Here is a 26773-nt window from a genome sequence, read left to right on the forward strand (position 1 = left end):
CTAGCGCTTTTCTACAAGCAGTAGAAGAATGGCTGCATGATGTTTGAACACGCAGATGGGCAACCCGTTCTCGAACTCACCGACGAGCAGTCCTGGGAACTCCTGGAGGGCACCAAGCACGGCAGGCTGGTGGTTTCCGTTGGGGGTGAACCGGACATTTTCCCGGTCAACTACGTCACTGCGGACCGGAAGATCTTCCTGAGGACCGCCCCGGGCAATAAACTGGCGCAGCTGACCATCAACTCCAAAGTGCTCTTCGAAACGGACGGCATCCTCTCGGACCAGGCGTGGTCCGTGGTCCTTCGCGGCAGTGCACGCGTGCTGAGCAACTCGGCGGAGCTGGAACCGGTTGAGGCGCTGGGACTGAAGACGTGGGTTCCCACGCTCAAGGACTTCTATGTGGAGATCGATCCCAGCTCCGTCAGCGGCCGGCACTTTAACTTCGGAGAGCAGCCCGAACGGGAGATCTAGGCGCTCCTAGACTGGAAGCATGGCGGACAGGCTCACTCCCGAGCAACGCAGCTGGAACATGTCCCGCATCCGGGGCAAGAACACCAAGCCCGAACTCCTGGTGCGCAGGCTCCTGCACGCGAAGGGCTACCGTTACCGGCTCCATGGCGCCGCACGCGGGGGCAAGCTGCCAGGCAACCCGGACCTTGTGTTCGCCGGCCGCCACAAAGTTATCTTCGTCAACGGCTGTTTCTGGCACTTCCACCACTGCCGCGTTGGCCAGCATGCCCCCAAGGCCAACGCGGGCTTCTGGGCCGAGAAGCGCACCCGCACCAGGGAACGCGACGCCGCGCAGCGCCGCAAGCTCGAGGACGCCGGCTGGGAGGTCCTCACCATCTGGGAGTGCGAACTCAAGGACAGCTCCGCACTCGAATCACAGCTGGTGCGGTTCCTTGAAACCCAGCAGCGGACCTGAGTCAATCTCTAAAACCGGAGGAAAGTGTTACTGGCCGGTGGTCGCGGCCTTGAATCCGGTACCGGCCACTGTCACTGCGGGGCCCGGCGCGGACGCCAGACTGAACGCAATGTGTGCTGCCGGGCGGCCACGGCGGCGGGGTATGAGTGCGGTAAGCACTGGCTCACGTACTGGGTGTGGAAGCGGCAGCGTCATCAAGAAACCCACAATTCTTCCCCGAAACGGTGCCGCCTCCGGGCCCCGGTCCTAACCTGAAACTGCACGCCCGCCCCAACCCGATGATGCGCTGCCGGACTGGAACGTCAGCTGAAAGGAACCCCGTGAGCCCCTCGGATGACGCCCCCCTGCCGCTGGTGGACCAGTCAGTGCTGGACCGTCTCCGGGAAGAACTTGAAGAAGACGAGGGGTACAGCAAGGTGTTTGTGGGGAACTTCATCGAGTGCCTGCCCCGGCGGCTCAGCAAGCTCCGGCTGGCCCTGACCACAGGCGACCTGGACGGTTCCGTGGACGCTGTCCTGAGCCTGAAAACCTCCAGCCAGATGGTGGGCGCGGAACGGCTTGCGGGATTGGCCACGAATCTGGAAAGCGAAATCCGCGCCGGGGTGCACGCCACGGACGCCGCCGTCGTACTTCCCCAACTGGCCGTCGCGTTCCTTCGCAACATCAACCAGTGCGGCCGCCAGACCACGCACCGGCTGCAGGCTCAGTGCGCGATGGGCGCCAGCCTGTAACCCACGCCGCGGACGGTCTGCAGCCAGCGCGGCTGCTGCGGCGAGTCGCCCAGCTTTTTCCGCAGGTTGCCCATGTGCACCTCGACGGACCGCTCGTCCGCCTCGCTGATGTAACTCCCGACGTCGTAGTCTTCGTCCCGCAGCCGGCGCACCAGGTCCGACTTGGTCCGGACAGTCCGCCCGGCTTCCAGGAGCGCGTGCAGGAGTTCGAATTCCGTACGGGTCAGATTCATTTCCGTGCCGTCCACCAGCACGGTCCGGGAGGCGTAGCTGAGCTCGAGCCCGTTGTGGCTGTAGTTGCCCCGCTCCGGGTGGCCGCCGGCCTCTGCCGGGATCTCGGCGGGAGTGTCTGCGGGTTCGGAGGCGGATCGAGGGCGCCGCATCATGGCCGCCACCCGGGCCCGGAGCTCGCGCGGCCGGAAAGGCTTGGTGAGGTAGTCGTCCGCGCCGGATTCCAGCCCGATGAGGGTGTCCAGTTCTTCCGTGCGCGCCGTGAGCATCACGATGTAGGCATCGGAAAATTCGCGGATCTGCCGGGAAACCTCGAATCCGTCGATGTCCGGCAAGCCCAGGTCCAGGGTGATGACATCAGGGCTGATGGTTTTGGCCACCAGGACGCCTTCTGCGCCACTGCTGGCTACTGTTACATCAAATCCGGCTTGGGTCAGCACCGTGCGAACCAGTTCCCGGATGTCCTGGTCATCCTCGATGACAAGTCCCACACGTGCATCACTCATAGAGCCCCCTCAGCAGCCAACGTCAGAAGTATAGCTGGCTGCGGATATCCTGCTGGTATGGTCTCGCACGCGCCCGCCCGAATGTCCCAGGTCAATGGCTAACCCGGTGGCATGGTCGTCGGGAGGGCTGCGCTTTTTCCGGCGCCAGTTCCACGAGTACAGACTGCGGGATCGGGTGGCCATGAGCCAGATGCCGCTGTTCATCACCACGCTGCTGACGATGTTCCTGGTGTGGGCCTTCTTCCCCGGAACAATGGGCAATCCGCTCTTCGCTTCGTTCGTCATTTCACAGCTCGTCCTGATGGGTCTGTGCTACGTCGTTCCGTGGGAGCGGCTTCCCTTCACGAGCTTCCTGATCATTCCCCTGCTGGACTTCGTGTCCATCGCGGTGGGCCGGGAGGGCGGGCAGGACAGTCTCACCGGCATCAGCCTGCTGGCTGTCTTCCCGGTCATCTGGCTGTGTGCCTCCGGGTACTATCCCAAGGCCGCCCTGTGGTTGTCCTTCCTGGCACCGCTGGCCATCATCTGGGTTCCGCTGCTCCTGAAGGGGAACGTCACGGCCCAGGACCTCACCCGGTCCCTGCTGCTGCCGGTCATGATGCTCGGCATCGGGATCTCGGTCAGCGTCCTCACGCTCAGCATGATGCGCCAGCAACGCGAACTCGAGGAAAAGGATGCCCAGCTCCAGGCCAACCTCCGGACCAGCCAGCGGCAGGAGTCCCTGCTGAACACCGTCCTGGATACCGTCCATCTGGGCGTGCTGGCGGTGGACGCGGACGGTCACGATGTCCTGATGAACAAGAAGCAGCGGGCCAACCACCTGCTGGCCAGCCCCAAGGACAACCCGGACCCCAACGAGTCCCAGCTGCTGGTGTTCGGTCCGGACAGGAAGACCCTCATCCCGGTGGAGGACCGCCCCGTCCGCCGCGCCGTGCTGGGCGAAACCTTCACGGACTACCTGGTGTGGCTGGGCGACGGCAGAGACCAGCGCGCCTTCGTCACCACTGCCAGGGCCATGAAGGACAGCGACGGGCAGTTCGCCGGCTCGGTCATCGCCTTCAGCGACGTGACGGACCTGGTGAACGCCCTGGCTGCGAAGGACGACTTCGTCTCCAGCGTTTCCCACGAGTTCCGCACACCGCTGACGTCCATCCTCGGGTATGTGGAAATCCTGCTGGCCGACGAGCCCGAGGAATCCCAGGCGGAGATGCTCGAAATCATCCGCCGCAACTCCGAGCGCCTGCTGACCCTGGTGTCAGACCTGCTCTCCAGCCGCAACGGGCAGCTCATCGTCACCCCGCACACCGTGGACGTTGCAGAACTGGTGCGGGCCAGCGTGTCCTCCGCCGTGCCGAGGGCCACGGCCTCGGGCGTGGTGCTGGCGGCTGAGACGCCGGATCAGCTCGAGGCGCACGTGGACGGAGCCAGGATTTCCCAGGTCCTGGACAACCTGGTGTCCAACGCCATCAAGTACTCCCCCGACGGCGGCAACGTCCTGGTCAGCCTGGCCCGGGACGACGGCCATCTCGAATGCCGCGTCACAGACACCGGTATGGGGATGACCCCCGAAGACGCCTCCGAAGTATTCGCCAAGTTCTTCCGCACCAGCAGCGTCCGCCGGACCGCCATCCCGGGCGTGGGGCTGGGCCTGCCCATCAGCAAGGCCATCGTCGAAGCCCACGGCGGCAGCATCGCGGTGGACAGCACGCTGGGCAAGGGCACCACGTTCACGTTCCGCGTGCCAGTCTAGGGCCCGCCGGCACGCGCCTGCCGGACCACTTCGCCCCAGGACTGCCGGGCCAGGTCCTGGACCGCGGCCAGGATCTCTGCGGGCGGCAGGGAGAGGTCCAGCGGGAACTCCACGATGTCGATATCCGTGTTCAGGATCCTGCGGAGCTTGATGTCACCGGAGCCGGCGTAGACCAGCCATGCTGTTGGCACCGCCAACGCCGTGCAGTGGGCCAGCATCTGGAAGTGGTCGGCAGTGAGGGAGGCGCCGGAGTCGGTCGCGGCCCTGTACTTGGCGTTGTAGGCCACCACGGGACGGCCGCCGAGCATGTGCACGGCGTCCGGCTGCTCGGTGAGGCGGTCGGAGTCCCGTACGGCTTCACTCAGCAGCGCGTTGTACCGGAGCCGCAGTTCCCCGGGGTACGTGGCCATCGCCTCCCGCAGGGCGGTGCCCACGAAGTCCTCGAAAACCCTTGCCATGTCCACCACGAACGCGGCCGTCTGCTGCCGTCCCGGCCCCGCCTCTGCCGACGCGTTGCGCAGGATGAGCTCGGCCAGCCGAAGCACCGCGTGGTACCGGAGGTTCATCCTGCTGGGCTTCCACGGCGGCAGCGGCGCGCCCGACGGGAGCCGGGTGACGCCGTCGAGCTTTCCCTTCAGCAGGCGCAGCCGGCTCAGCACCTCGGGCCGGACCCGCGGCACCTGGCCCATGCGTTCCAGGGCCGCCCTCAGGATCCGGTTCTCGGCAATGTCCTCGGTGAATTCGTCGTAGGAGACCTCCAGCGGGACCAGCATGCCCGGCCGGCGGGAAATCTGGTCAGAGATGCGGATGCGTCCCTTGACCGTGCGGAGGGATTCGTCCACGGTGCGGTAGCCCTGCAGGACGCCACGTCCCAGCGCCCGTTCGGCCAGCTGCGCCAAGGACTCGGCAAGCGCACTCCACAGCTCCCGCTCCTCGAAGGCGGCCACCGAGTCCGGCCGGAAGCCCTGCTCCCCCGCGTAACTCAGGAGGAACAGCAACCGGCCAAGGCCCAACCGGTCCTTGGGCCTGACGTCCAGCTGGACCGAGGCCGTGCGCACCGAGCCCACTTTGCCCACCGGCTCGATGCGGTACAGCCCCATCCCCATGGGCGAAGCCTTGGCCAAGCCGCTCGAATTCAGGAATGAGGCACTGGCAGGATCCAGCCGCTCCACAATCCCGCGGGACAGCTCGTCCAACACAAGGTGCCGCGCTGCACTTCCGGGGCCGCGCGCGCCGGCGATGCCCCCCGGGGTAAAGGCCCTGGCGGGGTCAGCGGAGCGCAAGGCGTCCCAGCAGTTGCTCCAGCCCGAACCGTTCCTCCAGCTGCGCGCGGGTCAGCTGGCCGTGATAGTGCTCCTCCAGCAGCGGCATGAGTTCGTACTTCCAGATCCGCCGCAGCCCGGCCGGTGTCTGTGCCGCGGGCTTCATGAAGTAGGACGGGCCGATCATCAGGTCCCGGTCCCATTCGTCGATGGCATCGTTGAGTGCATCCAGCAGCAGCGCCGGCGTGGTGTCCAGCCCGCGGGCCTCCAGGAAGCGCAGCAGCGAGCCCTTGACCGGCTCGGTTTGCGGATGCAGCTCGATGAACGAGAAGCGCCGGCGGATGGCCGCATCCATCATGGCGATGGACCGGTCCGCAGTGTTCATGGTGCCGATGATGTACAGGTTGTCCGGCAGCGTGAACGGCTCGTTGGGGCTGTACTGCAGGTAGATCCGGTCGTCGCGGTATTCGAGCAGGAAGTAGAGCTCCCCGAACACCTTGGCCAGGTTGGCGCGGTTCATTTCGTCGATGATCAGGAAGTACGGCTTTTTCTCGTTGCCGGGCTTGGCGGCTTCCTCGGCGAGGCGTCGCAGCGGACCGGCAACAAGCTTGAAGGAGACCTGGCCTTCGTCCGTCTTGTCCGGCCGGTACCCCTCAAAAAAGTCCTCGTAGGCGTAGGAAGGGTGGAACTGGACCAGCTTGACGCGTTCGTCAGTGGTGTCGTCCGCCAGCTCCGCGGCGAGGTGCTTGGCCAGATAGGTCTTGCCGGTGCCGGGCGGGCCGTACAGGACCAGCTGGCGGTTCTCCTCCAGCAGGTCCGCTATTTCCTGCAGGGGTTCGAGGTCCATGTGCAGGGACCCTGCGAACTCCGGCGTCAGCGGGCGGAAGCCCTCCTGCGCAGGTTCCACGACGGCGGCGGCTTCCGTTTCGGCGTCGGGCTCCGCCTCCGCTTCGGCCGGCAGGAGGGCCTGAAGCGCCTGCACCACGCGGGTTGCGTCCACCACGATGCCGGGGGTGGCCAGCTGCCGCTGGACGTGCCGGGGCAGGCTGGTGGTGGCGTGGCCCTCGTCGAACCAGCGCACCTTCCGGCGCAGCCGCCGGTTGTCATCGTCGTACTCGGGTTCGCCCAGCACGCCGCCCAGCCGGACCGTGCCGGCGTGCTGGTACAGGACCAGGTCGCCGGGCTTCATGACGGTGAGGAAGGCAAAGACGGCGGTCTTGGTGTCCTCGCGCTCCACGTAGCCAAGGTGCTTGTAGTCCTCGTCGACGGCGTGCTGGACCAGTCCGGCGGTGACGCCGGGTTCCAGCAGGCGGAGGTGTTCGACGTCGAGCGTCACCTTTTCCTCGCCCCGCCAGGCGGTGAGCAGCTCCGCGTTGTCGTGATGGGTCCGGAGCAGCCACGCGCGGCGGCCGGGGTCGCCCACCTTGCGCCACTGGCTGACGAGCTGGCGGGCGTACCAGTCGATACGCTGGCCGGCCTGCTCATCGAGGTGCAGGCGGATGCGGTGGATGTCCGCGGTGATGTCGTCTTCCGAATCCCCCTTGGCGCCGCCCACCAGTGAGGCGAAGGCATCCCGGATTTCCTGCCGCTCCACGTCCGCCACCACGGGTTCGAAGTAGCTGGGCCACGCCAGAAACTCGATGCTGCGGCGGATGGCGGGCTGGTCCCCCGGCGTGCCGGCGGCCAGGGCGTGGAACTTCAACGGGTCCAGCAGGGCCGCCGTGATGGTGGTGGGCGGTTGCTCGTCCACATGCTGCACGAAGCGGCACAGCCACCGGAGGTGGTCCCAGATAGTCCAGTTGAACTCGGCCGTGCGGTCCCGGATCACGCCGTGGTCCGTCATGCCCTGGTACAGCTCTTCAGGCAGTTCCAGCGGCGGCTCAAGCCAGGAGGCGGCCTCTGCGACGCGGGCCCGCTTGACCTTGAGCGACTTCACCTCATGCGCAAGCGGCAGGGACTGCAGGAACAGGAGCTCGGCGGCCAGCTGCTTGGCTTCGCGGGACGCGCCGTCGAGGTTCTGGCGGAGATTGGTCATCATGGGCGCTTTGGGATCCGGCGTGCCCCGTTCCAGGCGCTCCAGCAGTTCCGCTGCGGCCTCGGAGGTCCAGGTCAGTGTCCGCCCGTCCAGGGCCGATGGTTTGCCCTGCAGCCCCGGGCCCAGGACAAACCATGCCGCGTCCTCGATCTCCTTCGAGATGCCGAGGGCGCGGGTCATGGCAGCAGTGGAGGCGGGGGTCATAACTTCAAATTTACAGGGTCTAACTGGACGCCTGCTCAAAGCCGCTTGGCCGCCCGGTTGGGAGCCGTCCGGCTTTCGCCGGACGGCTCTTGACCGTTAGACCGGAAAACTTACGTGCGCGGAGCGGAGCGCTTTCGCCCGAAGATGAAGTAGCCCATGGGTCCGACGAAGTTGATGAAGGATGCCGCGCGCCAGGCGCCCTTTGGTCCGTTGATCAGTGCCGCCGGCCGCTTCGAGATATCCCGCTGCGCCGCAACCAGTAACGAGAGCTGGACGATGGCCACGATGATTGTGCCGGCCTTGGAGGACGGCGACATCTCCTTCCAGGTCTTTTTCTTCCTGGCGACGCGGGTCTTGTTCTTGCCCATCTGGCTTCCTTTCGCTGTGGTGTGGTGTGGTGTGGTGTGGTTCCAGTCCAGTGTGCCCCGTGCGGTCCCGCCCAGAGGCTTAGTGCCTGTACGGCGCCATGCGTGCCTTCTGTTCCGGCGTGAGCCGCTGCACCCGGCCGGTGGCCTCGTCCACGAAAGCAAGGTGGCTGCTCGCCTTGACGCAGTCCTCCCCTGTGACGGGATCCTGGACCAGGTAATGGATGTCGAAGCTGGCACCCTTGACGGCACCGATCCATACCTGCACCACGGCCGGGACGTTGCGGTATTCCAGGGTCCTGACGTAGCGGATCTTGTGGTCCACCACCAGCGCCATGATGCCGTCCGGGACATCGTTGAACAGCGAAACCTGCGGCTCAACGCCGGGCAGGCCAGCGCCCCGCGGCGGACCGAAGGCGCCGATCCGGGCTTCCTCGAGCATGCGGACGATCTGTACGTTGTTGATGTGTCCGTAGGCGTCCATGTCGCCCCAGCGCATGGGAACGGGGACCTCGATCCGCTGCCCGCCGTTCCCGTCGTGCCCGCTCAGCTGTGCACCGCCGTCGAGTCGTCCACTGGCACGTCACCGGCGTCGGCCCCGGCGAACTGGGACATGTACAGGCGGTGGTAGGCGCCTCCGGCCGCAAGCAGGACCTTGTGGTTTCCCTGTTCCACGATCTTGCCGTTCTCCATCACCAGGATGGTGTCGGCGTCGCGGATGGTGGAGAGCCGGTGCGCAATCACGAAGCTGGTGCGGTCTGACCGGAGCGCGGCCATGGCTTTCTGCACCAGCAGCTCAGTGCGGGTGTCCACCGAGCTGGTTGCTTCGTCGAGGATCAGCAGCGACGGGTTGGCTACAAAAGCCCGGGCAATGGTGATCAGCTGCTTTTCACCGGCGCTGACGTTGTTGCCTTCCTCGTCGATCACCGTGTTGTAGCCCTCGGGCAGGGCGCGGACAAAGCGGTCCACGAAGGTGGCCTTGGCGGCGGCCATGACCTGCTCTTCGGTGGCGTCCAGGTTGCCGTAACGGATGTTGTCGTAGATGGATCCGCCGAACAGCCACGCGTCCTGCAGCACCATGCCCACCTTGGAGCGGAGTTCAGACCGGCTGAGGTGCGTCACGTCAACGCCGTCCAGGGTGATGGAGCCGGAGTTGAGCTCGTAGAAGCGCATCACCAGGTTCACCAGCGTGGTCTTTCCGGCGCCGGTTGGCCCCACGATGGCCACGGTGTTCCCCGGCTCTGCCGTGAAGGACAGATTTTCGATGAGCTGCCGGTCTTCGGTGTAGCTGAAGGTGACATCCCGGAATTCCACGTGGCCGTCGGTCCTGGCCGGCAGGTGCTCCGTAGCGGTCTCCGGGTCCTGCTCGTCGGCGTCGAGGAACTCGAAGACCCGCTCGGCTGAGGCCACGCCTGACTGGAGCATGTTGGCCATGCCCGCCATCTGGCCCAGCGGCTGGGTGAATTCGCGGGAGTACTGGATGAAGGCCGTGGCGTCACCAAGCGACATGGAACCGGAGGCGACGCGCAGGCCGCCCACGACGGCGATGCCCACGTAGCTGAGGTAGGACACGAACTGCATCACCGGGAAGATGATGCCGGAGACGAACTGCGCGCCGAAGCTGGCCTTGTACAGGGCTTCGTTGCGCTCGTCGAACCGCTCAAGCATGTCCGCCTCGCGGCCGAAGACCCGGACGAGGTCATGGCCGGAGAAGGATTCCTCGATCTGCCCGTTCAGCGTGCCGGTGTTCTTCCACTGCGCCGCAAAGAGCTTCTGGCTCCGCACGCCGATAAGGCCTGCGGCGACGCCCGAAAGTGGCAGGGCCACCAGGGCGATCAAGGCCAGCTGCCAGGAGACGATGAACATCATGATGACGATGCCCACCACTGTCAGCAGGGAGTTGATCAGCTGCGCGAAAGCCTGCTGGAGCGCCTGCTGGATGTTGTCGACGTCGTTGGTCACCCTGGAGAGCACGTCGCCGCGCTGGCGGGTGTCGAAGTAGTTCAGCGGGAGGCGGTTGAGCTTCTTTTCGGTGTCGTCACGGAGCTTGCGGATCACCTTCATCACGATGCGGTTCAGGACGTAGCCCTGCAGCCACAGGAAGATGTTGGACACAAAGTACATCAGCAGGACCACGGCGATGAGCATGGTCAGCTTGTTGAAGTCGATGCCGGTACCGGGCACCAGTTCCATCCGGGAGACCATGTCCGCGAAGTTGTCCTGGCCCTGTTGGCGCAGCCCCTCCACGAACTGGTCCTTGCTTACGCCGGCCGGCAGTTGCTTGCCCACCACACCGCCGAAAATAACGTCCATGGCCTGGCCGAGGATTTTGGGCGCGATGACATTCAGCACCACGGCCACCACTACCATGGCCACCACCACGCAGATGCCCAGGGTTTCGGGCTTCAGCAGGCCCATCAGCCGTTTGGCTGACGGCCAGAAGTGCTGGGCCTTCTTGGCGGGCATGCCGCCGAACATGTCGCCGTCGGCTTCGGAGGGCGTGAACTCCTCCTCGTAGAAGTCGTCGTCCTCCACCACAGCGGTTTCAGCGGAACTGCCGGCGTCCTGTGCGGGCGCCCCGGCGTCTTGCCCGGTGTTCGCCGGGTCCTTCTTGCGGGGGCTCATGCCATTTCCTCCACGCTCAGCTGCGATTCAACAATTTCCTGGTAAGTGGGTGAGGTTTCCAGGAGTTCCTCGTGCGTTCCGCGGTCCACGATCCGGCCGTTGTCCAGCACCAGGATCTGGTCCGCCTCGGTGATGGTGGAAACGCGCTGGGCCACGATGATGACCGTCGCGTTGGCGGTCGTGTCCTTGAGGGCCGCACGGAGGCGGGCATCGGTGGCAACGTCCAGCGCCGAGAACGAGTCGTCGAACAGGTAGACACGGGGTTTGGTCACCAGGGCCCTGGCGATGCAGAGCCGCTGGCGCTGCCCGCCGGAGACGTTCGTGCCGCCCTGGGAGATCCGGGATTCGAGCGCCTTGGACTTGTCCCGGACGAACGATTCTCCCTGCGCCACCCGCAGCGCTTCCCACAGTTCCTGGTCCGTGGCATCGGTCTTGCCGAACCGCAGGTTGTGCTCGATGGTGCCGGAGAAGAGGTAGGGACGTTGGGGCACCAGCGCAACGCGCTTGGTGATCTCGGCGTGGTCAAGGCTGTTAACGGGGACACCGTCCAGGAGGACTTCGCCCTCCGCGGCGTCGTAGAGCCGTGGCAGCAGCGAGAGCAGGCTGGTCTTGCCCGCGCCGGTGGAACCGATGATGGCGACGGTCTGGCCCGGCCGTGCGGTGAAGCTGATGTTGCTCAACACCGGGGACTCGGCGCCCGGATAGGCGAAAGTGACGTTGCGGTATTCCACCACGCCGCTGAGCTCCGAGGGGGCCACCGGGCGTTCGGGATCGTGGATGGAGGGTTCGACGTCGAGCACCTCACCGATGCGGTCCGCACAGACGGAGGCGCGCGGGATCATCATGGCCATGAACGTGCCCATCATGACGGCCACCAGGATCTGGAGCAGGTACTGGAGGAACGCCGTCAGGGCGCCCACCTGCATGTCGCCCGAGTCGACCCGCTGGCCGCCGAACCACAGCACCGCGGCCGTGGACAGGTGCAGGATCATGCTGATGGCGGGGAACATGAGGACGAACAGGGCACCGATCTTCAGCGAAACATCGGTGAGCTCCTTGTTGGCTTCGCCGAAACGGCCGGTCTCGTACGGTTCCCGGACGAACGCCCGGACCACCCTGATGCCAATGATCTGTTCGCGGAGCACCGCGTTGATGCGGTCGATCTTCTTCTGCATCGACCTGAACAGCGGCATGAGCCGGACCACCAGGTACCCCACCACCACGGTCAGCAGCGGCACGGAAACCCAGACCAGCCAGGACAGGTTGATGTCCTCACGCAACGCCATGACGATGCCGCCGATGCACATGATGGGCGTGGCCACCATGAAGTTCAGGCCCATCAGCACCAGCATCTGCACTTGCTGGACATCATTGGTGCCGCGGGTGATCAGCGTAGGCGCGCCGAATGCGTTGACATCCTTGGCGGAGAAGCTGGTGACTTTCCGGAACACGGCCCGGCGAAGGTCACGGCCCAGGGCCATGGCCGTCTTCGAACCGAAGTAGACGCCGGCGATGGCGGCGGCCACCTGGGCAAAGGCTACGAGCAGCATCACGGCACCGGTGCGCCAGATGAAGTCCGTGTCTCCCCTGGTCACGCCTTCGTCGATGATCCGGGCGTTCAGGCTGGGCAGGTAAAGGGCCGCAATGGTGGATGCGAGCTGGAAGATGATGACGGCGGCGATGTAGGGAGAATACGGTTTGGAGTAGCGCCGTATGAGCGTAAGGAGCATGGTTTCAACTCTAGTGTTGCCCGCTGACATTGGAGTCCCATTTATTCCACCTTTTCGATCCGGTTAACGCTGCGGCACCACCGGCGGTCCCCTGTGAAAAAGGGCCGCCGCCCGGACCCGGAATGCGATCCGGATGCGGGCGGCGGCCCTGTTGTTCACGCGTGGCTCGCCACGCGCAGCGCCTTACTGGTTCCGAGGGGTCCCGGCAGGTGCTGCGGACGACGGGTTGGCGGCACTGTGCTTGCCGCGTCCGGCCAGATAGAGGGCTGCAGCAGCCTGCAGCTTGCGTTCCTTGAGGAGCTTGCGCTGTACCCTGCGGAGTTCAGCTGCCGTCGCTTCCTGCTGGGCGGCGAGATCCCGCTGGGACCGCAACTGCTCCTGGATATCCAGGACCAGTCCGCCCAGCTCGGCCTGCTGCCGGGCCAGCAGGTGCTGGGTGTCCTGCAGCTTCCGGAGGGTGTCGGCGGCACTGGCGACAGCGTCGGCCGCCTTTTCGACAGAGTCGGCGGACCGGAGGTCCAACCCTTCGCTGCCGAACGTCCGGGCAAAAGCCGCTTCGAAGTCCTCCGTAGCTACTGACCTGGACGCGGCTGCGGCCGCGGCCTTGCCGCCGTCGTACGTCTTTGCCGGCGCGGCGCCTGTCCCCGGGCCGGCGTGAATTCCCGTCGGCCGGACAGCGGGCGCTGTGCCGTGTCCGGTGTCCGGGTCGCGGGGAACGATGGAGGAGACAACGGGCAGTTGCCCGGTCATGGCGGTCATTCCGGCTTCGCCGGCGGCGTTGGCCTGGAGCGATGTTTCGGGGGTGATGTCCACGGTCTTGCGCAGCGGCACCTCCTTGATGAAGATGACGGCGATTAGGGCAACCACGGCAACGACGGCGGAGATCATGAAGATCCCGGCAGTGGCGTCACCGTAGGCAGCACGCATGACGTCGGCGATCGGTGCGGGCAGATCCTTGAGGTCCAGCGTCGCACCGCTGTTGCCGGTGGACTCGATGCCGAGCTTCGCCAATCCGTCCGTGGCCAGGTCCTTCACGTGGTTGGCCATGACAGCGCCGAGCACGGAGACGCCGATGGCACCGCCGACGGAGCGGAAGAAGGCAACGGAAGCGCTGGCGGAACCGATGTCCTTGGCCTGGACGGTGTTCTGCACGGCGAGGACCAGGTTCTGCATGAGCATGCCGAGGCCGATGCCGAAGATGCCCGTGTAGATGCCGGTCAGCCAGAGTTCGGTGGTGTGGTCCATGGTTCCGGCCATCGCCAGCCCACCGATCAGCAGGACGGTACCGCCGACCAGGAAGCCCTTCCACTTGCCGTAGCGGCTGATCAGCTGGCCCGAGACCACCGAACCGGCAAGGTTGCCGGCGATCATGGGCAAGGTCAGCAGGCCGGCCTCGGTGGGCGTGGCGCCGCGGGCCACCTGGTAGTACTGGCCCAGGAAGGTTGAAGAACCGAACATGGCCACGCCAACAGCAACGGAGGCCACGATGGCCAAAGCGGTGGTGCGGTCGGAGATGATCTTCAGCGGAATGATGGGTGCGGACACTTTGGACTCCACTAGCACCAGCAGGGCCAGCAGGAGGACGCCGCCGCCCACCATCAGAGCCGACTGCCAGGACCACCAGTCGTAGTAGTCGGCCTTGCCGGCGAAGGACACCCAGATCAGCAGGAGGCTGACGCCGGAGGTCAGCAGGATGGCACCGAGCCAGTCAATCTTGGCAGGGCGCTTGACGTGCGGAATCTTCAGCGTGACCTGGAGCAGGATCAGGGCGACCACGGCCAGCGGCACGCAGACGAAGAAGGTCCAGCGCCAGCCCAGCGAGCTGTCCACGATGAAGCCGCCCAGCAGCGGGCCGCCGGCGGTACCGACAGCCATGACGGCGCCCATGTAGCCGGAGTACTTGCCGCGTTCGCGGGGCGGGATGATGGAGCCGATGATCGCCTGGGCCAGGGCCGTGAGGCCACCCATGGCGATGCCCTGGATCACGCGGGCTGTGAGCAGGAACGGGATGTTTTCCGAGAACCCTGCCATGACCGAGCCGGCCACGAAGATCACGATGCTCAGCTGGACCAGGACCTTCTTGTCGAAGAGGTCCGCGAGCTTGCCCCAGATGGGGGTGGTGGCCGCGTTGGCGAGCAGTGCCGCCGTGATGACCCACGCGAAGTCCGTCTGGGTGCCCTTGAGCTCGGACATGATGGTGGGCAGCGCGTTGGCCACGATGGTGCTGCTGAGGATGGCGGTGAAGAAGGCAGCGAGCAGGCCGGTGAGGGCCTCCATGATCTGCCGGTGGTTCATGGGTGCGCCGGGTTCGTGGCGCTTGGATTGCCGCGATTCCTGTTTGGCAGAGCGTTCGCGGTGGCGCTCCTCCAGGTCCGCGGCGGCGGTGACGTTAGCCATTGAGGGACTCCTGCATGGTCTGGTGTTCGGTGGTGGTTCCGGCCGCCCTTGCCCGGATGGAATTCTTCAGTGAAGCTGTCAGTTTGTTGAGCATCGCGGCTGTTGCGATGGCATCGTCTTCGTTCCAGTCGGAGAGGTAGCCCTGCAGCGTCTCGGCCCGGTGCCGGATGAGCTCGGCAAGTTTCTCCTTGCCCCGCGGTGACAGGGCCAGCAGCTGGGCCCTGCCATCGTCCGGATCCGGGGTTCTGACCACCAGGCCGGCGTCGGCGAGCTCCGCGATGTGCCGGCTGAGCACCGGAGGGCTGACGCCCAGGCGTTCTGCCAGATGCGCCGCGCGGGTTTCCCCTTCGCCGATGAACTTGAGCACGCCCTGGAGGGCTATGCCGGTGTCCTGGCCTTTGACGTTGATCATGGTGACGCAGCGCAGTGCGCGCTGGAGGTCAAAGATATGGCCGACGAGATCGGCGGCGGTGGCCGGTGCGACAGACATGACCCTCCCTAAAGAATTAGTTGCTGCAAGCAACTGTATCAGGAAAAGGTTGCTTAGGGAAACGAATTGTCCCGCCGCCGTCGAACGCCCGCCGTCCTTAAACGACCAACGCCCCCGCACCGCTGCCAAGGCAGGGGTGCGGGAGCGTCGCTGCGACAATGCGCGGCTAGTCGCCCAGGTGCGTGGGCCCGAACATCTTCAGGAGCGTTTCAACCACGACGACGTTGGGACCCTCCGCGGCGAAACCTGCCTTGAGCGCGTCCCCCACATCCCCGGGGGCAACCTTGACGGCGGGCACGCCAAACGCTTCGGCGAGCTTGACGAAGTCCGGGCGTGCGAGCTCTGTGGCGGTGGCTTTGCCGAAGGCGCCCACCATGTATTCGCGCAGGATGCCGTAGCCGCCGTCGTCCACGATCAGCCAGGTGACCGGGACGTTGTGCTGCCTTGCCGTGGCCAGTTCCGAAATGGAGTACATGGACGAACCGTCGCCGGAAACAGCCAGCACCCGGGCAGAACCAGCGGGCTTCCCCACTGTTTCCAGGCCTACGGCAGCCCCGATGGCAGCCGGGAAGCCGTAGCCCAGGCCGCCGGCGCCCTGGGCCGAGTGGAACTGTCCCTCGCGGGAGTCCCAGCAGGACCAGCCCCAGTAGGAGGCGATGGTCATGTCCCAAAAGGTCTGCATGTCCGCCGGGACGGCCTCGCGGATATCGGCCATGAATGCCAGTTCCTTGGCGAGGTCCTGGGACTCCAGCCGGGCTTTCACCTTGGCGAGGGATTCCCTGACCAGCTCTTCCGGGGCGGAGCCGTGCCAGTCAGCCGCGGCTTCTGCGGGCGCCAGCGCTTCATCGAGGGCTGCGAGCGCCTGGCCGGCGTCCGCGCGGATGCCCAGGCCTGGCCGGTTGGATTCCAGGACGCGCGGTTCGGCGTCGATCTGGATGATCCGGCCGCGGGGTTCGAACGTGAAGTAGTTGGACGTAACCTCCCCCAGGGACGAGCCGATGACAACCAGTACGTCCGCGTCCTCAAGGACATCGGTCATGTACCGGTCTTCGATCCATGACTGCAGCGACAGTTCGTGGTTCCAGGGGAAGGCGCCGTTGCCGCCCGGGGTGCAGATGACGGGCGCACGGAGTTTCTCGGCAATGGACAGCAGAGACTTCTCCGCCTTGCCGCGGCGAGTGCCGCCGCCGGCGATGATCGCCGGACGCCTGGCCTCCTGGAGCCATTTCACGGCTTCGCGGACCAGTTCGATGCGCGGCGGGTTATCCGCAGCCTCGGCCAGCGCGTCCTCCACCGGCGGGACCATGATGGGATCCAGCAGGACGTTCTGCGGAATCTCGATCCACACCGGCCCCTGGGGCGAGGAGATGGCTTCCGTCCAGGCGTCCTGGATGGCGGACGGGATACCTGAGGCATGCTGGATCAGCCGCTGGCTCTTGGTGACGTTCGCGGCAGAGGCCTTCTGGTCATCGAGCTGGTGGAGCATGCCCTTGCGCCGGGCCCCCAGCCCTTCCAGCGGGATCTGGCTGGCCACCACCACCATGGGCACGCCGGTGGCGTAGGCCTCCTGCAGCCCGGCCAGTGAGGTCAGTGCGCCGGGGCCGGTGGACAGGAACAGCACGCCCACTTCACCGGTGGCACGGGAATACCCGTCCGCGGCGAAGGCCGAGTTGTTCTCCACCCGGGACGAGACAAACTGCAGGTTTCCGCGGCCCATCGCGTCAAAGAGGCCCAGCGCGTGCTGGCCGGGAATGCCGAAGACGGTCTTCGCGCCCAGGGCCTCGAGGGTCTCGACGACGAGGTCCCCACCGTTGCGTGCGCCCGTGCCAGGCTTAGCACTGGCGCCCGGCACCGCCGCGCCCGGATCGAAATCGATCATGGCCGCCTACTCCTTGCCCGCTGCAGCGAACCCTGCCGGCCGGCGGACTTCCTGCCCGAGGGCCTGGTTGGCATAGCCGGTGGCTGCGCCGAAGCGGTCGCCGGGCACGGCGTTGTCCGCCATCAGCGTCACCAGCTCGTAGGCCACGTGGCTTCCGGCGACGCCGGTGATTTCCGCATGGTCGTAGGCCGGGGCCACTTCCACGACGTCGGCGCCCACCAGGTTCATGCCGCGGAAGCCCCTGATGATCTCGAGGAGTTCGCGGCTGGTGATGCCGCCCGCTTCGGGGGTTCCCGTTCCAGGTGCGTGCGCCGGGTCGAGGACGTCGATATCCACCGAGATGTAGAGCGGGCGGTTGCCGATCCGGTCGCGGACCTTGGCCACGGTTTCAAGGACGCCCTGGTAGTAGACATCCGCGGAGGTGACGATGCCGAACCCGAAGCGGTGGTCGTCGTCGAGGTCCTTCTTTCCGTAGAGCGGGCCGCGGGTGCCGATGTGGCTGATGGCTTCGGTATCGAGGATGCCTTCCTCCACCGCGCGGCGGAACGGGGTGCCGTGGGTGTATTCAGCGCCGAAGTAGGTGTCCCAGGTGTCCAGGTGCGCGTCGAAGTGCAGCATTGCGATCGGACCGCCGGCGCGTTCGGCGGCAGCGCGAAGCAGGGGCAGGGCGATGGTGTGGTCACCGCCGAGCGTCACCAGCTTGCTGCCTCCGGCAGTGAGGTCCAGGGCGTTCTGCTGGATGGTTTCGATGGCCTCGTTGATGTTGAAGGGGTTCACTGCCATGTCGCCGGCGTCGGCCACCTGGACGTTCTCGAAGGGGCTCACGTCCCAGGCCGGGTTGTACGGGCGCAGCAGCCGGCTTGCCTCGCGGACATGGTTCGCCCCGAACCTGGCGCCCGGCCGGTAGGAGACGCCTGAGTCGAAGGGGACGCCCACCAGCGTGACGTCAGCCTTGGCCACCTGGTCCAGCCGCGGAAGGCGCGCAAACGTGGCCGCTCCGGCGTAACGCGGAATCCGGGATGAGTCGATGGGTCCAAGGTTGCCGTTGGCTTCGATGCGCAGCTCTTCCATGCGGGTTTCTCCTTTTGAAGAGTGAGGGGCTGATGTGACTGCCATCATACACCTCGGTTTTCTAATGCGCATCAAGTGTTTACCTACTCGGGTAGGGGCCTTGTGCGGTCCTGCCCACTTACCGCCGCCCCAGGGACACATCCGTGCAGGCGAACCGCGCAATCCCGGCACCGCACAACCAGCGGACCGCAGGCAACCGGGAAAGGAGGCACTGACACCGGGTCCGCGATTGCCCACATTGGTACGAACACGGGTTCCGCGCTCCCTGAGCAGACCTTCCAATGGCCTCATGGACATCCTCGAATACCTTCGACAGTCAGGCGGCGTGGCCCGCTCCGGCCAGCTCCGGGACGCAGGATTCCCGCGACGGGACCTCCAACGGCTCACGGGGCTGGGAGCGAACCAACCCCGGCGCGGCGTTTTCGTCCTGCCGGGATGCGACCAAGCACTCCCCGCCGGTGAGCGTGCAGTCCAGCCCAGTTGCCGCCGCACCAGAGGGGTCTGTTCGAGCGCATCCTCCGGAAACATGCGGCTCAGGCCGAACGCGGCCAACAGCAACTGGGCAGGAAGGCGCGCGGACAGGGGGGAAGGTTAGCGGCTGGCGGCGGGCACCAGTACCCAGAGCACTTCCACCGGCTTGTCGGTGGGGTTGATCCAGGTGTGTGGCTCACGGCCGGGGAAGGTGACGGTATCCCCCGCACTGAGGTCGTATTCCTCATTGGTAAGAATCAGCCTGATGCTGCCCTTGGTGACGTGCAGGACGTCGACGTCGCAGTCCACGGCGTAGAGCTCGGACTCGCCACGGCCATGCGGCTCGATGACAGCCTGGATGATCTGGATGCGCCGCTCGGACCGGGCCGTCAGCAGGCGTTCCACAATCCCCTGCCCGCCGAGGGAGATCCGCGGGCCTTCATTGCGCTTGGTCAGGTGGGTCTCCGGCGCCACAAAAAGGTCGCCGATGGAAATGGACAGAACCTGGCAGAGCGTCACCAGCGAAGCGACGGACGGGGAGGTGAGGTCACGCTCCACCCTGCTGAGGAAGCCCTTGGTCAGCCCGGTGGCATCCGCCACCTGTTCGATGGTGAGCCGCTGGGACTGCCGCGCCGCGCGTATCCGGGAGCCGATGGCAACCGGAACATTGCTGGGCTCAACTGGCAGTGCCTTCATTCACGAACCTTTCATAGCCGGCAGTCCGGCCCCGCTCTGCAGCAATACTAATGGCCGCCACCATGTGTGACGCCTCCATGGCGCGCGGGCCCGGACCTTCAACTTCCCCTTGACTGTTACTGCGGTCACAGCCTAATCTTTGGAAACACCTGTTGCCTATAAGGCAATTATCGGGAGCCTCCTCCCCTTTTCCATCTTCCGCAGTTCGGCCCGGACCCCCGCCGGGCACGTCGGCTGCCAATCAGCTCCAAGGAACCCAACATGGATGCAAGTGTCATCAACATCGCCATCGTGGTGGTGTACCTCATAGCAATGCTGGCGTTCGGCTGGTGGGGCAAGTCCCGCACCCGCAACAACAGCGACTTCCTGGTGGCCGGCCGCCGCCTGGGCCCCTTCCTCTACACGGGCACCATGGCCGCCGTCGTCCTGGGTGGCGCCTCCACCGTCGGCGGCGTCGGCCTGGGCTACAAGTTCGGCATCTCCGGCATGTGGCTGGTGGTCGCCATCGGCTCCGGCGTCCTGCTCCTCAGCCTCGCCTTCGCCGGCACCATCCAGAAGCTGAAGATCTACACCGTCTCCCAGATGCTGTCACTGCGATACGGCAGCCAGGCCACCCGCACCTCCGGGATCATCATGCTCGCGTACACCCTGATGCTGTGCGCCACGTCCACCGGCGCCTACGCCACCATCTTCGTGGTGCTGTTCGGCTGGGACCGGGCCCTGGCCATCGCGGTGGGCGGCGCCATCGTGCTGGTGTACTCCACCATCGGCGGCATGTGGTCCATCACCCTGGCCGACCAGGTCCAGTTCGTGATCAAGACCGTGGGAATCTTCTTCCTCATGCTGCCCTTCACGCTCAACGCCGCCGGCGGCCTGGACGGCATCCGCAGCCGCGTGGAAGCCAGCTTCTTCCAGATCGACGGCATCGGCGTCGAAACCATCATCACCTACTTCGTTGTCTACACCCTGGGCCTGCTGATCGGCCAGGACATCTGGCAGCGCGTGTTCACCGCCAAGACGCCGCGGGTAGCCCGCTGGGGCGGCGCCACCGCCGGCATCTACTGCATCCTCTACGGCGCTGCCGGCGCCCTCATCGGCCTCGGTGCACGCGTGGCCCTCCCCAGCATCGACGTCGCCACCGAAGGCAAGGACGTTGTCTATGCCGAAGTGGCCCAGAACCTGCTCCCCATCGGCATCGGCGGCCTGGTCCTCGCCGCAGCCGTTGCCGCCATGATGTCCACCGCGTCCGGCGCCCTCATCGCTGCCGCCACAGTGGCCCGTGCCGACGTGCTGCCGTTCGTTGCCGGCTGGTTCGGCAAGACCGTCAACACAGACGATTCCGACAACCCCGAGCACGACGTCAAGGCCAACCGCCTGTGGGTCCTGGGGCTGGGCATCGTGGCCATCCTGATCGCCATTGTCACCAAGGACGTGGTGGCGGCACTCACCATCGCCTACGACATCCTGGTGGGCGGCCTCCTCGTGGCCATCCTCGGCGGGCTCATCTGGAAGCGCGGCACCGGCATTGCCGCAGCAGCCTCCATGGCCGTGGGTTCCGTGGCGACACTGGGCACCATGATCATCCTGGAGGTCAACGCCGAGGAGCCACTGGCAGGCGTTTTCGCCAATGAACCGATCTATTACGGCCTGATCAGCTCCGCGGTGGTGTACGTCGCCGTCTCCCTGCTCACCCGCCCCACCGAGGCGCACGTCATGCGCAACTGGCAGCGGCGCGTAGCAGGGCAGGACTCGCAGGAAAAGTCCGCTGAGCGGATTGCCGCCAACTGACCGGACCTGAAGAAACCGAAGGGTTTCCGGCACGCAACAGATCCGGGCAACGCACGACGGCGGCGCCTCCTTTCGCGAACAGCGGGAGGAGGCGCCGCCGTCGTCCGTCCTACGCCCCTTGGCGCGGCTTACCCGTCTTCACGGACCTCGTCCGGATCGAGCGGGACCACACGGTCCTCGGCGTCGACCACCACCGGGGCTGCATGGACCACCGGCTCCTCCTGGTCCAGGAATTCGTCCTCGGTGTCCCAGTCCTCGCTGGTGACCGGTGTGTCTTCGGCATAGTCATATGCGGGGTCCGCCTCCACGGCGTCCAGGTGCGGCATGTCCGGGTGCTGTCCGGTGGTGCCCATGATTCAACCTCCGTGTGTTCGCCTGACGTGCTCTTGTGAGTGGCGGCCTGGCCGCGCCGCACTTTCATCACAACACCGCGGCTGGGCCGGGTCAAGAGTCCAACGGCCGGCTGTGGACAGTGCGCGGAGAGCCTCCCGGGGAACGCCGGGAGCGCCGCCGGATTAAGGCATACCGAAACCCGGAAGCGAGGAATGCCAGCCGAAAAACCGCGGAAATTCGCAGTAGGCTGGCTCTGCAACGGGGCCGAATATCATGTCCCACCAGCCCAGGAGTCTTCGTGTCGCAGCACGCCCAGTCCACGCCAAACCATTCCACCCCGCACCATTCCAGCCCGGAGTTCGCCCCGCGTACCGGCGCAGCGGGCCACCATCCTGCACCGTCGTCCGCGGACCTCAAGCGGTGGCGCCAGTACCTGGCCGATGAACGGGCCGAGGCCGCCGTCTACCGCGATCTGGCCCAGAATCGTGAGGGCGAGGAACGCGAGATCCTCCTGGCCCTCGCCGAAGCCGAGGGCCGCCACGAAGCCCACTGGCTGGGACTGCTCGGCGATCAGGCCGGGAAACCGCGCCCGGCCTCGGCCCGCAGCCGGATGCTCGGATTCCTGGCCCGCCACTTCGGGTCGGTCTTCGTGCTCGCGCTGGCCCAGCGCGCCGAAGGGCGCTCGCCCTACGCCAAGGACCCCAACGCCACCGAGGCCATGGCCGCGGACGAACAGATCCATGAGGAAGTTGTCCGTGGGCTGGCCACGCGGGGCCGCAACCGGCTGGCTGGAACCTTCCGTGCCGCGGTCTTCGGCGCCAATGACGGCCTGGTCAGCAACCTGTCGCTCGTGATGGGCATGGCGGCCTCCGGCGTTGCCAGCAGCGTGGTGCTGCTCAGCGGCATCGCTGGCCTCCTGGCCGGCGCCATGTCCATGGGTGCCGGTGAGTTCATCTCCGTCAGGTCCCAGCGGGAACTCCTGGCCGCCACCCGCCCCACGCAGGTCACACTGGCTGCCGCTCCCAAGCTGGACCTGGAACACAACGAGCTCCTGCTGGTGTACCTGGCCCGGGGCATGTCCCACGAAGCAGCCGAACACCGGGTGGCCGAACGCATGGGCATCCTCTCCTGCGACTGCGATCCCAGCCTGTCCCTCCAGCCCGAACTGCCGGAGGAGGAAGACCAGCACGAGGCCGTGGGCACCGCCTGGGGAGCCGCGTTGTCCAGCTTCTGCTTCTTCGCGTCCGGCGCCATCATCCCTATCCTGCCTTTCCTGTTCGGCCTGACCGGGGTTTCCGCCCTGGTGGTAGCCGGCGTCCTGGTAGGCGTGGCGCTGCTGGCAACCGGCGGCATCGTCGGCCTGTTGTCCGGCACGTCCCCCCTCACCCGAGGCCTGCGCCAGCTGGGCATCGGCCTGGGCGCTGCCGCCGTCACCTACCTGCTGGGGCTCGTCTTCGGCACCGTCGTCGGCTAGCTGCGGCCCCTGCCGTGAAAGCCCTTTAGTGGAGGAATTCCCGCCCCGGCACGCCGTCAGCCGCCCCGCACGGAAGCACGGTCCGGGCTACCGGGCCGTGCTCGTCGTCGCTCTCTGCACGGCTGCCGTGCTGGGCGGCGCCCTGGCCCTGGGCGATCCGCGGATCAGCCAACTGCTGGCCCAAGGTCAGGGGCCAAGTCAGGTCCCCGGGCACTCGCAGGAACAACCCGACGCAGGCCGGGCGGAACCCCTCCCCGGCCTCGCCGGCGAACCATCCGCGGCCAGCACGGACGCGCCCCCTCCGGGCTACGAGGAGGAGCCGGTTCCGCTGGCCGAGCCGGAGGTTCCGGCAGCGGGCAGCGACTCCTACCGCTTCCTGGCGGTCAACGGTGACGGCACCCCGGTGGGCTACTCGCCCTGTCGCCCCCTCCACTACGTGGTCAATGACAAGCTGGCCCCTGCCGGTTCGGAACGGCTCGTCCCGGATGCCATCAGGATCATTTCGGCCGCCACCGGCATCACCTTCGTCTATGACGGCACCACCGGCGAACAGCCCTCGTCGCAGCGCGCCGCGTACCAGCCGTCAGCCTATGGCGAGCGCTGGGCGCCGCTGCTGATCGCCTGGACCACGCCGGACACCTCCCCGGAACTTGCTGGCAAGGTGATCGGCACGGGCGGCAGCACGCACTTCAGTTTCGACGGCGGTCCCAAGACGTTTGTCACCGGCAGCCTGGATTTGGATGCCCCGCAGATTACCGATGAGCTGCGCCAGCCGGACGGGAGGTTGTACGCCGCGGCGGTCATCCTGCACGAGCTGGGCCACGTGATGGGACTGGACCATGTGGCGGACCCCGCCCAGCTGATGTATCCGGAAATCGGCGGTTCGGTTGGCGCCTCCGGGAGCCTCGCAGACGGGGACCGCAACGGCCTGTATGAGCTGAGCAAGGCGCAGTGCCGGAAAGACCTCTAGGCCTGCACGTGCCGTGACCCGCCAGGGGCGGTTCCCCTGTCAGTCCTGCAGCACCGCCACGGCCTGGTCTACGGTGTCCACCAGGAAGATCCGGTCCTCCATGGCGCGGCCCGCCGCGAGCTGCCGGAGCAGGGGCCAGGCGGGGTAGTCGCGGGTCCAGTACTGCGTGCCCACCAGGACCATGGGCGTTACCTTTTCCCGTGCGCCGTAATAGTTCTCGCAGGCGTCCTGGAAGATTTCCTGGACGGTCCCCGCGGCGCCGGGGAGGAAGATAATGCCGCCCCGGCAGACGTCCAGCAGGACGGCCTCGCGGATGGAGTTGGCGAAGTACTTGGCGATGTGGGTGGCGAAGTAGTTGGGCGGCTCGTGCCCGTAGAACCAGGTGGGTATGCCCAGCGAGGGTGTCCCGCCAGGGTAGCGGTCGACGACGGCTGCCGCGGCGCGTGCCCACGCGGACACGGAAGGGCGGAAGCCGGGGACGGCAGCCAGGAGGCTGAGCGCGGCCTGCAGGCCGCCGTCGTCGTACCCGCCCAGATAGGCGCCCAGGTTGGCGGCTTCCATGGCACCCGGCCCGCCGCCCGTGGCCAGCGCATGTCCGCCGCTGACCAACAGCCGCCCCAGCCGCGCGGCCTCCGCGTAGTCAGCGCTCCCCCGTTTCGCGGCGTGCCCTCCCATGACGCCCACCATGCGTTTCCCGGACCACGGGCCGGCCCGGAGCACCTCGTCCAGCGCATCGCCGATCGCGTGGTCGTGCAGGGAAGATGCCAGCGTTGATTCCACGCGGTGTTCCCGGCCGGGCTGGATGCTCCAGTGGTAGATCCGCGCATCCGGCAGTTCCTCGTAGGGGGCCCCGGCCAGCCCTTCGTAGAGTTCGGCGGGCGAGTACAGGGCGGAGCGGTAGGGATCGAAGGGGACACCCTGCAGCCGCGGGAAAATCAGGGCTCCCCTGGCGCGGAGCCTGCTTTCCATCCCGTCGTCGAACGTGCAGCCCAGGAACAGGGCGCCTTCCACGTCCAGGCCGTTGAGCGCCGCCGACCTGCCCCGCAGGTCCAGGGACTGCGCATGCCATCCGTGGGCCCGGACCGCCCCCGCGGCGACCAGCCGGTCGAAGCTCTCCAGGTCCTCGACTTCGAGGCTGCGGGGCGTTGGCCCCAGCTTTCCGGTATGGCTCATGGCTGCCGTCGTCGTCCGCCGCTGGTCATGGGTTCAGCCTAGGCCAGCCAACGCAAACGCGGGGCCGGGCCCTGCCCGCCCGGCTGGTACCGGAAGGGCTGGTCCCGACCCCGCGATGCTTGGCAGTCGGATATCAGGGTGCGGCGGTCTCCGCCGGAGGGCTAGGCGGAAACCTTTGCAGGCACCGCACCGTCACGGAAGTGTGCTTCAAGGTCCTCGAGCGAGTGGCCTTTCGTTTCCGGGACGAATTTCGCCACGAAGGCCAGCGACGCGACGTTGACCAGGACGAAAAGTCCGAAGGTTCCGGTGGAGCCGAGGGCGTTGACCACGATGGGGAACAGGAAGGAGATGGCGGCGTTGACGGTCCACAGGGCGAAGACCGCGATTCCCATGGCAAAGCCGCGGATGGCCAGCGGGAACATCTCCGAGAGCAGGAGCCAGACGCAGGTGCCGATGAAGCACTGGACGAAAGCCACAAACAGCATCATGGCGGCCAGGATGGTGTAGCTGGCAAGGTCGGACTGGGGCAGGAGGAAGACGATGGCCAGCAGCGCCTGCGAGCCCACCACGCCGGAGAAGCCGATCACCAGCATTTTGCGGCGGCCCACGAAGCCCAGCAGCCAGATGCCCAGGATGGTCATCAGCACCGAGGTGACGCCGACGCCGATGGTGGCTACGAGTGAGGCGCTGACCCCAAGCCCGCTCTTTTCGAGGATGGTGGGTGCGTAGTAGTTGACGGTGTTGATGCCGGTTGCCTGCTGGACGATGGCCAGGCCGATGCCGATCCACAGCAGCCGGCGCATCCAGGGGTTGTTCTTAAGGTCGCGCCAGGCGTGGCCGCGTTCTTCCTTGGCGGTGCGGGCGGTCCGGGCGATTTCCTCGAATTCGACCGCGGCCTGTTCCGGCGTGCGGCTCATGGCCAGGACGCGGCGGCTGTCTTCGAGCCGCCCGCGGATGGCGTACCAGCGGGGTGATTCGGGGAGCATGAGCATCCCGGCAAGGAGCGCCAGCGCCGGGAGGGAGGCGATGCCCAGCATGGTGCGCCACACTTCGGTGTCGTGGATCAGGGCGTCCAGCAGGGCGTTGATGGCGAAGGCCAGCATCTGGCCGGTCACGATCATGAGTTCGTTGATGGTGACCATCCGCCCGCGAAGGTGGGCCGGGGCCATTTCGGCGAGGTACAGCGGACAGGTGACGGCAGCTGCGCCGACGCCCAGGCCCAGGATGATGCGGGCAGCGACCATGAAGGTGACGTTGGGTGCGATGGCACAGCCGATCGCGCCCAGCAGGAACAGCAGCGCGCAGACCAGCAGCGATCCGCGGCGGCCCAGTTTGTCCGCCATCCGCCCACCGGCCAGGGCTCCGACGGCGGCGCCGGGGAAGAGCAGGGCGCTGACAACGGTGGCTTCTTCGACGGCGGTCATGTTCAGGGAGTCATTCATGTACAGCAGGGCGCCGGAAATCACGCCGGTGTCGTAGCCGAACAGCAGGCCGCCGAGGGTGGAGATGACGGTCAGGCGGGCCAGGTAGCCCCGTCGCGTGGACCCGGGGGCACTAGGGGAAGGTTTCTGCAACAGCATTGTTGCCTCTCAGATTCTTTAGGGACCGAACGGTCCGGAATGTGATGCGTCCCACTAGATTAGAGCGCTCTAATTCGCGGCGTCAAG

22 protein-coding genes are annotated in these 26773 nt (G+C 66.4%); 7 read left to right on the plus strand and 15 right to left on the minus strand.

All coding sequences use genetic code 11. The features are described from left to right. Positions 1–36: 36 nt before the first annotated feature. The 3 genes from OVA06_RS13595 to OVA06_RS13605 all read left to right on the plus strand — a co-directional run bounded on the left by OVA06_RS13595 (position 37) and on the right by OVA06_RS13605 (position 1656). A complete protein-coding gene (locus OVA06_RS13595; protein WP_268158994.1) occupies positions 37–471 on the plus strand; it encodes a pyridoxamine 5'-phosphate oxidase family protein in 435 nt (144 codons plus the stop codon). Between the two features lie 19 nt (positions 472–490). After that, a complete protein-coding gene (locus OVA06_RS13600; RefSeq protein ID WP_268158996.1) occupies positions 491–925 on the plus strand; it encodes a very short patch repair endonuclease in 435 nt (144 codons plus the stop codon). A gap of 320 nt (positions 926–1245) precedes the next feature. Further along, on the plus strand, positions 1246–1656 hold the full coding sequence (locus OVA06_RS13605; protein ID WP_268158998.1) for an Hpt domain-containing protein: 411 nt from the start codon (positions 1246–1248) through the stop codon (positions 1654–1656). Here OVA06_RS13605 and OVA06_RS13610 read toward each other — a convergent pair. Further along, positions 1629–2393 (minus strand): response regulator transcription factor, encoded by a 765-nt coding sequence (locus tag OVA06_RS13610; protein WP_200937916.1) that lies wholly within the window; start codon positions 2391–2393, stop codon positions 1629–1631. The genes OVA06_RS13605 and OVA06_RS13610 overlap by 28 nt on opposite strands. 94 nt (positions 2394–2487) lie before the next feature. Between OVA06_RS13610 and OVA06_RS13615 the strand changes: the two genes are divergently transcribed. After that, positions 2488–4143: a sensor histidine kinase gene (locus OVA06_RS13615; RefSeq protein WP_268159000.1), complete on the plus strand. Its 1656-nt coding sequence runs from the start codon at positions 2488–2490 to the stop codon at positions 4141–4143. Here the strand turns inward: OVA06_RS13615 and OVA06_RS13620 are convergent. From OVA06_RS13620 to OVA06_RS13670, 11 genes are all read right to left on the minus strand, one after another. Then, positions 4140–5384 carry a 5-methylcytosine restriction system specificity protein McrC gene (locus OVA06_RS13620; protein ID WP_268160796.1) on the minus strand — a complete coding sequence of 415 codons (1245 nt, stop codon included), beginning with the start codon at positions 5382–5384 and terminating at the stop codon, positions 4140–4142. The two genes, OVA06_RS13615 and OVA06_RS13620, sit on opposite strands and share 4 nt — an antisense overlap. 28 nt (positions 5385–5412) lie before the next feature. Beyond that, on the minus strand, positions 5413–7644 hold the full coding sequence (locus OVA06_RS13625; RefSeq protein WP_268159002.1) for an McrB family protein: 2232 nt from the start codon (positions 7642–7644) through the stop codon (positions 5413–5415). A gap of 110 nt (positions 7645–7754) precedes the next feature. After that, the gene (locus OVA06_RS13630; protein WP_056084017.1) at positions 7755–8012 is read right to left on the minus strand and encodes a hypothetical protein; all 258 of its coding nucleotides are present in this window, start codon (positions 8010–8012) and stop codon (positions 7755–7757) included. A 79-nt stretch (positions 8013–8091) separates the two neighbouring features. Further along, positions 8092–8508 (minus strand): acyl-CoA thioesterase, encoded by a 417-nt coding sequence (locus OVA06_RS13635; protein WP_261619366.1) that lies wholly within the window; start codon positions 8506–8508, stop codon positions 8092–8094. Positions 8509–8555: 47 nt separating this feature from the next. Then, complete coding sequence (locus OVA06_RS13640; protein ID WP_326493582.1) at positions 8556–10634, minus strand: ABC transporter ATP-binding protein; 2079 nt, start codon at positions 10632–10634, stop codon at positions 8556–8558. After that, positions 10631–12364: an ABC transporter ATP-binding protein gene (locus tag OVA06_RS13645; protein WP_268159005.1), complete on the minus strand. Its 1734-nt coding sequence runs from the start codon at positions 12362–12364 to the stop codon at positions 10631–10633. Before OVA06_RS13645 ends, OVA06_RS13640 begins: the two co-directional genes overlap by 4 nt. A gap of 183 nt (positions 12365–12547) precedes the next feature. Further along, the gene (locus OVA06_RS13650) at positions 12548–14761 is read right to left on the minus strand and encodes an MDR family MFS transporter (protein WP_268159007.1); all 2214 of its coding nucleotides are present in this window, start codon (positions 14759–14761) and stop codon (positions 12548–12550) included. Beyond that, complete coding sequence (locus OVA06_RS13655) at positions 14754–15251, minus strand: MarR family winged helix-turn-helix transcriptional regulator (RefSeq protein WP_268159010.1); 498 nt, start codon at positions 15249–15251, stop codon at positions 14754–14756. Before OVA06_RS13655 ends, OVA06_RS13650 begins: the two co-directional genes overlap by 8 nt. 166 nt (positions 15252–15417) lie before the next feature. Next, the gene (locus OVA06_RS13660; RefSeq protein WP_268159012.1) at positions 15418–17130 is read right to left on the minus strand and encodes a thiamine pyrophosphate-binding protein; all 1713 of its coding nucleotides are present in this window, start codon (positions 17128–17130) and stop codon (positions 15418–15420) included. A gap of 6 nt (positions 17131–17136) precedes the next feature. Then, positions 17137–18201 carry an agmatinase gene (gene speB, locus OVA06_RS13665; RefSeq protein WP_261619369.1) on the minus strand — a complete coding sequence of 355 codons (1065 nt, stop codon included), beginning with the start codon at positions 18199–18201 and terminating at the stop codon, positions 17137–17139. A gap of 591 nt (positions 18202–18792) precedes the next feature. Next, positions 18793–19368 (minus strand): helix-turn-helix domain-containing protein, encoded by a 576-nt coding sequence (locus OVA06_RS13670; protein WP_045731969.1) that lies wholly within the window; start codon positions 19366–19368, stop codon positions 18793–18795. A gap of 261 nt (positions 19369–19629) precedes the next feature. Here OVA06_RS13670 and OVA06_RS13675 point away from each other — a divergent pair, with 261 nt between their 5' ends. Further along, positions 19630–21156, plus strand: coding sequence for a sodium:solute symporter (locus tag OVA06_RS13675; protein ID WP_268159016.1), 1527 nt, complete (start codon positions 19630–19632; stop codon positions 21154–21156). A gap of 128 nt (positions 21157–21284) precedes the next feature. Here OVA06_RS13675 and OVA06_RS13680 read toward each other — a convergent pair whose 3' ends face one another. Continuing rightward, positions 21285–21509 (minus strand): hypothetical protein, encoded by a 225-nt coding sequence (locus OVA06_RS13680; protein ID WP_056083993.1) that lies wholly within the window; start codon positions 21507–21509, stop codon positions 21285–21287. A gap of 278 nt (positions 21510–21787) precedes the next feature. Here OVA06_RS13680 and OVA06_RS13685 point away from each other — a divergent pair, with 278 nt between their 5' ends. Together OVA06_RS13685 and OVA06_RS13690 are read left to right on the plus strand one after the other, a co-directional pair. Then, positions 21788–22963 carry a VIT1/CCC1 transporter family protein gene (locus OVA06_RS13685; protein ID WP_268159018.1) on the plus strand — a complete coding sequence of 392 codons (1176 nt, stop codon included), beginning with the start codon at positions 21788–21790 and terminating at the stop codon, positions 22961–22963. Between the two features lie 28 nt (positions 22964–22991). Beyond that, positions 22992–23933, plus strand: a complete 942-nt coding sequence (locus OVA06_RS13690; RefSeq protein WP_268159020.1) for a matrixin family metalloprotease — start codon at positions 22992–22994, stop codon at positions 23931–23933. Between the two features lie 39 nt (positions 23934–23972). On the opposite strand, the gene OVA06_RS13695 is transcribed toward OVA06_RS13690, so the two are convergent. Both OVA06_RS13695 and OVA06_RS13700 read right to left on the minus strand, forming a co-directional pair. Further along, positions 23973–25106 (minus strand): LOG family protein, encoded by a 1134-nt coding sequence (locus OVA06_RS13695; protein WP_268159022.1) that lies wholly within the window; start codon positions 25104–25106, stop codon positions 23973–23975. A gap of 161 nt (positions 25107–25267) precedes the next feature. Next, positions 25268–26686: a sugar porter family MFS transporter gene (locus tag OVA06_RS13700; RefSeq protein ID WP_268159024.1), complete on the minus strand. Its 1419-nt coding sequence runs from the start codon at positions 26684–26686 to the stop codon at positions 25268–25270. Positions 26687–26773: the final 87 nt, after the last annotated feature.

The organism is Pseudarthrobacter sp. SL88 (assembly GCF_026672455.1).
GTDB lineage: Bacteria > Actinomycetota > Actinomycetes > Actinomycetales > Micrococcaceae > Arthrobacter.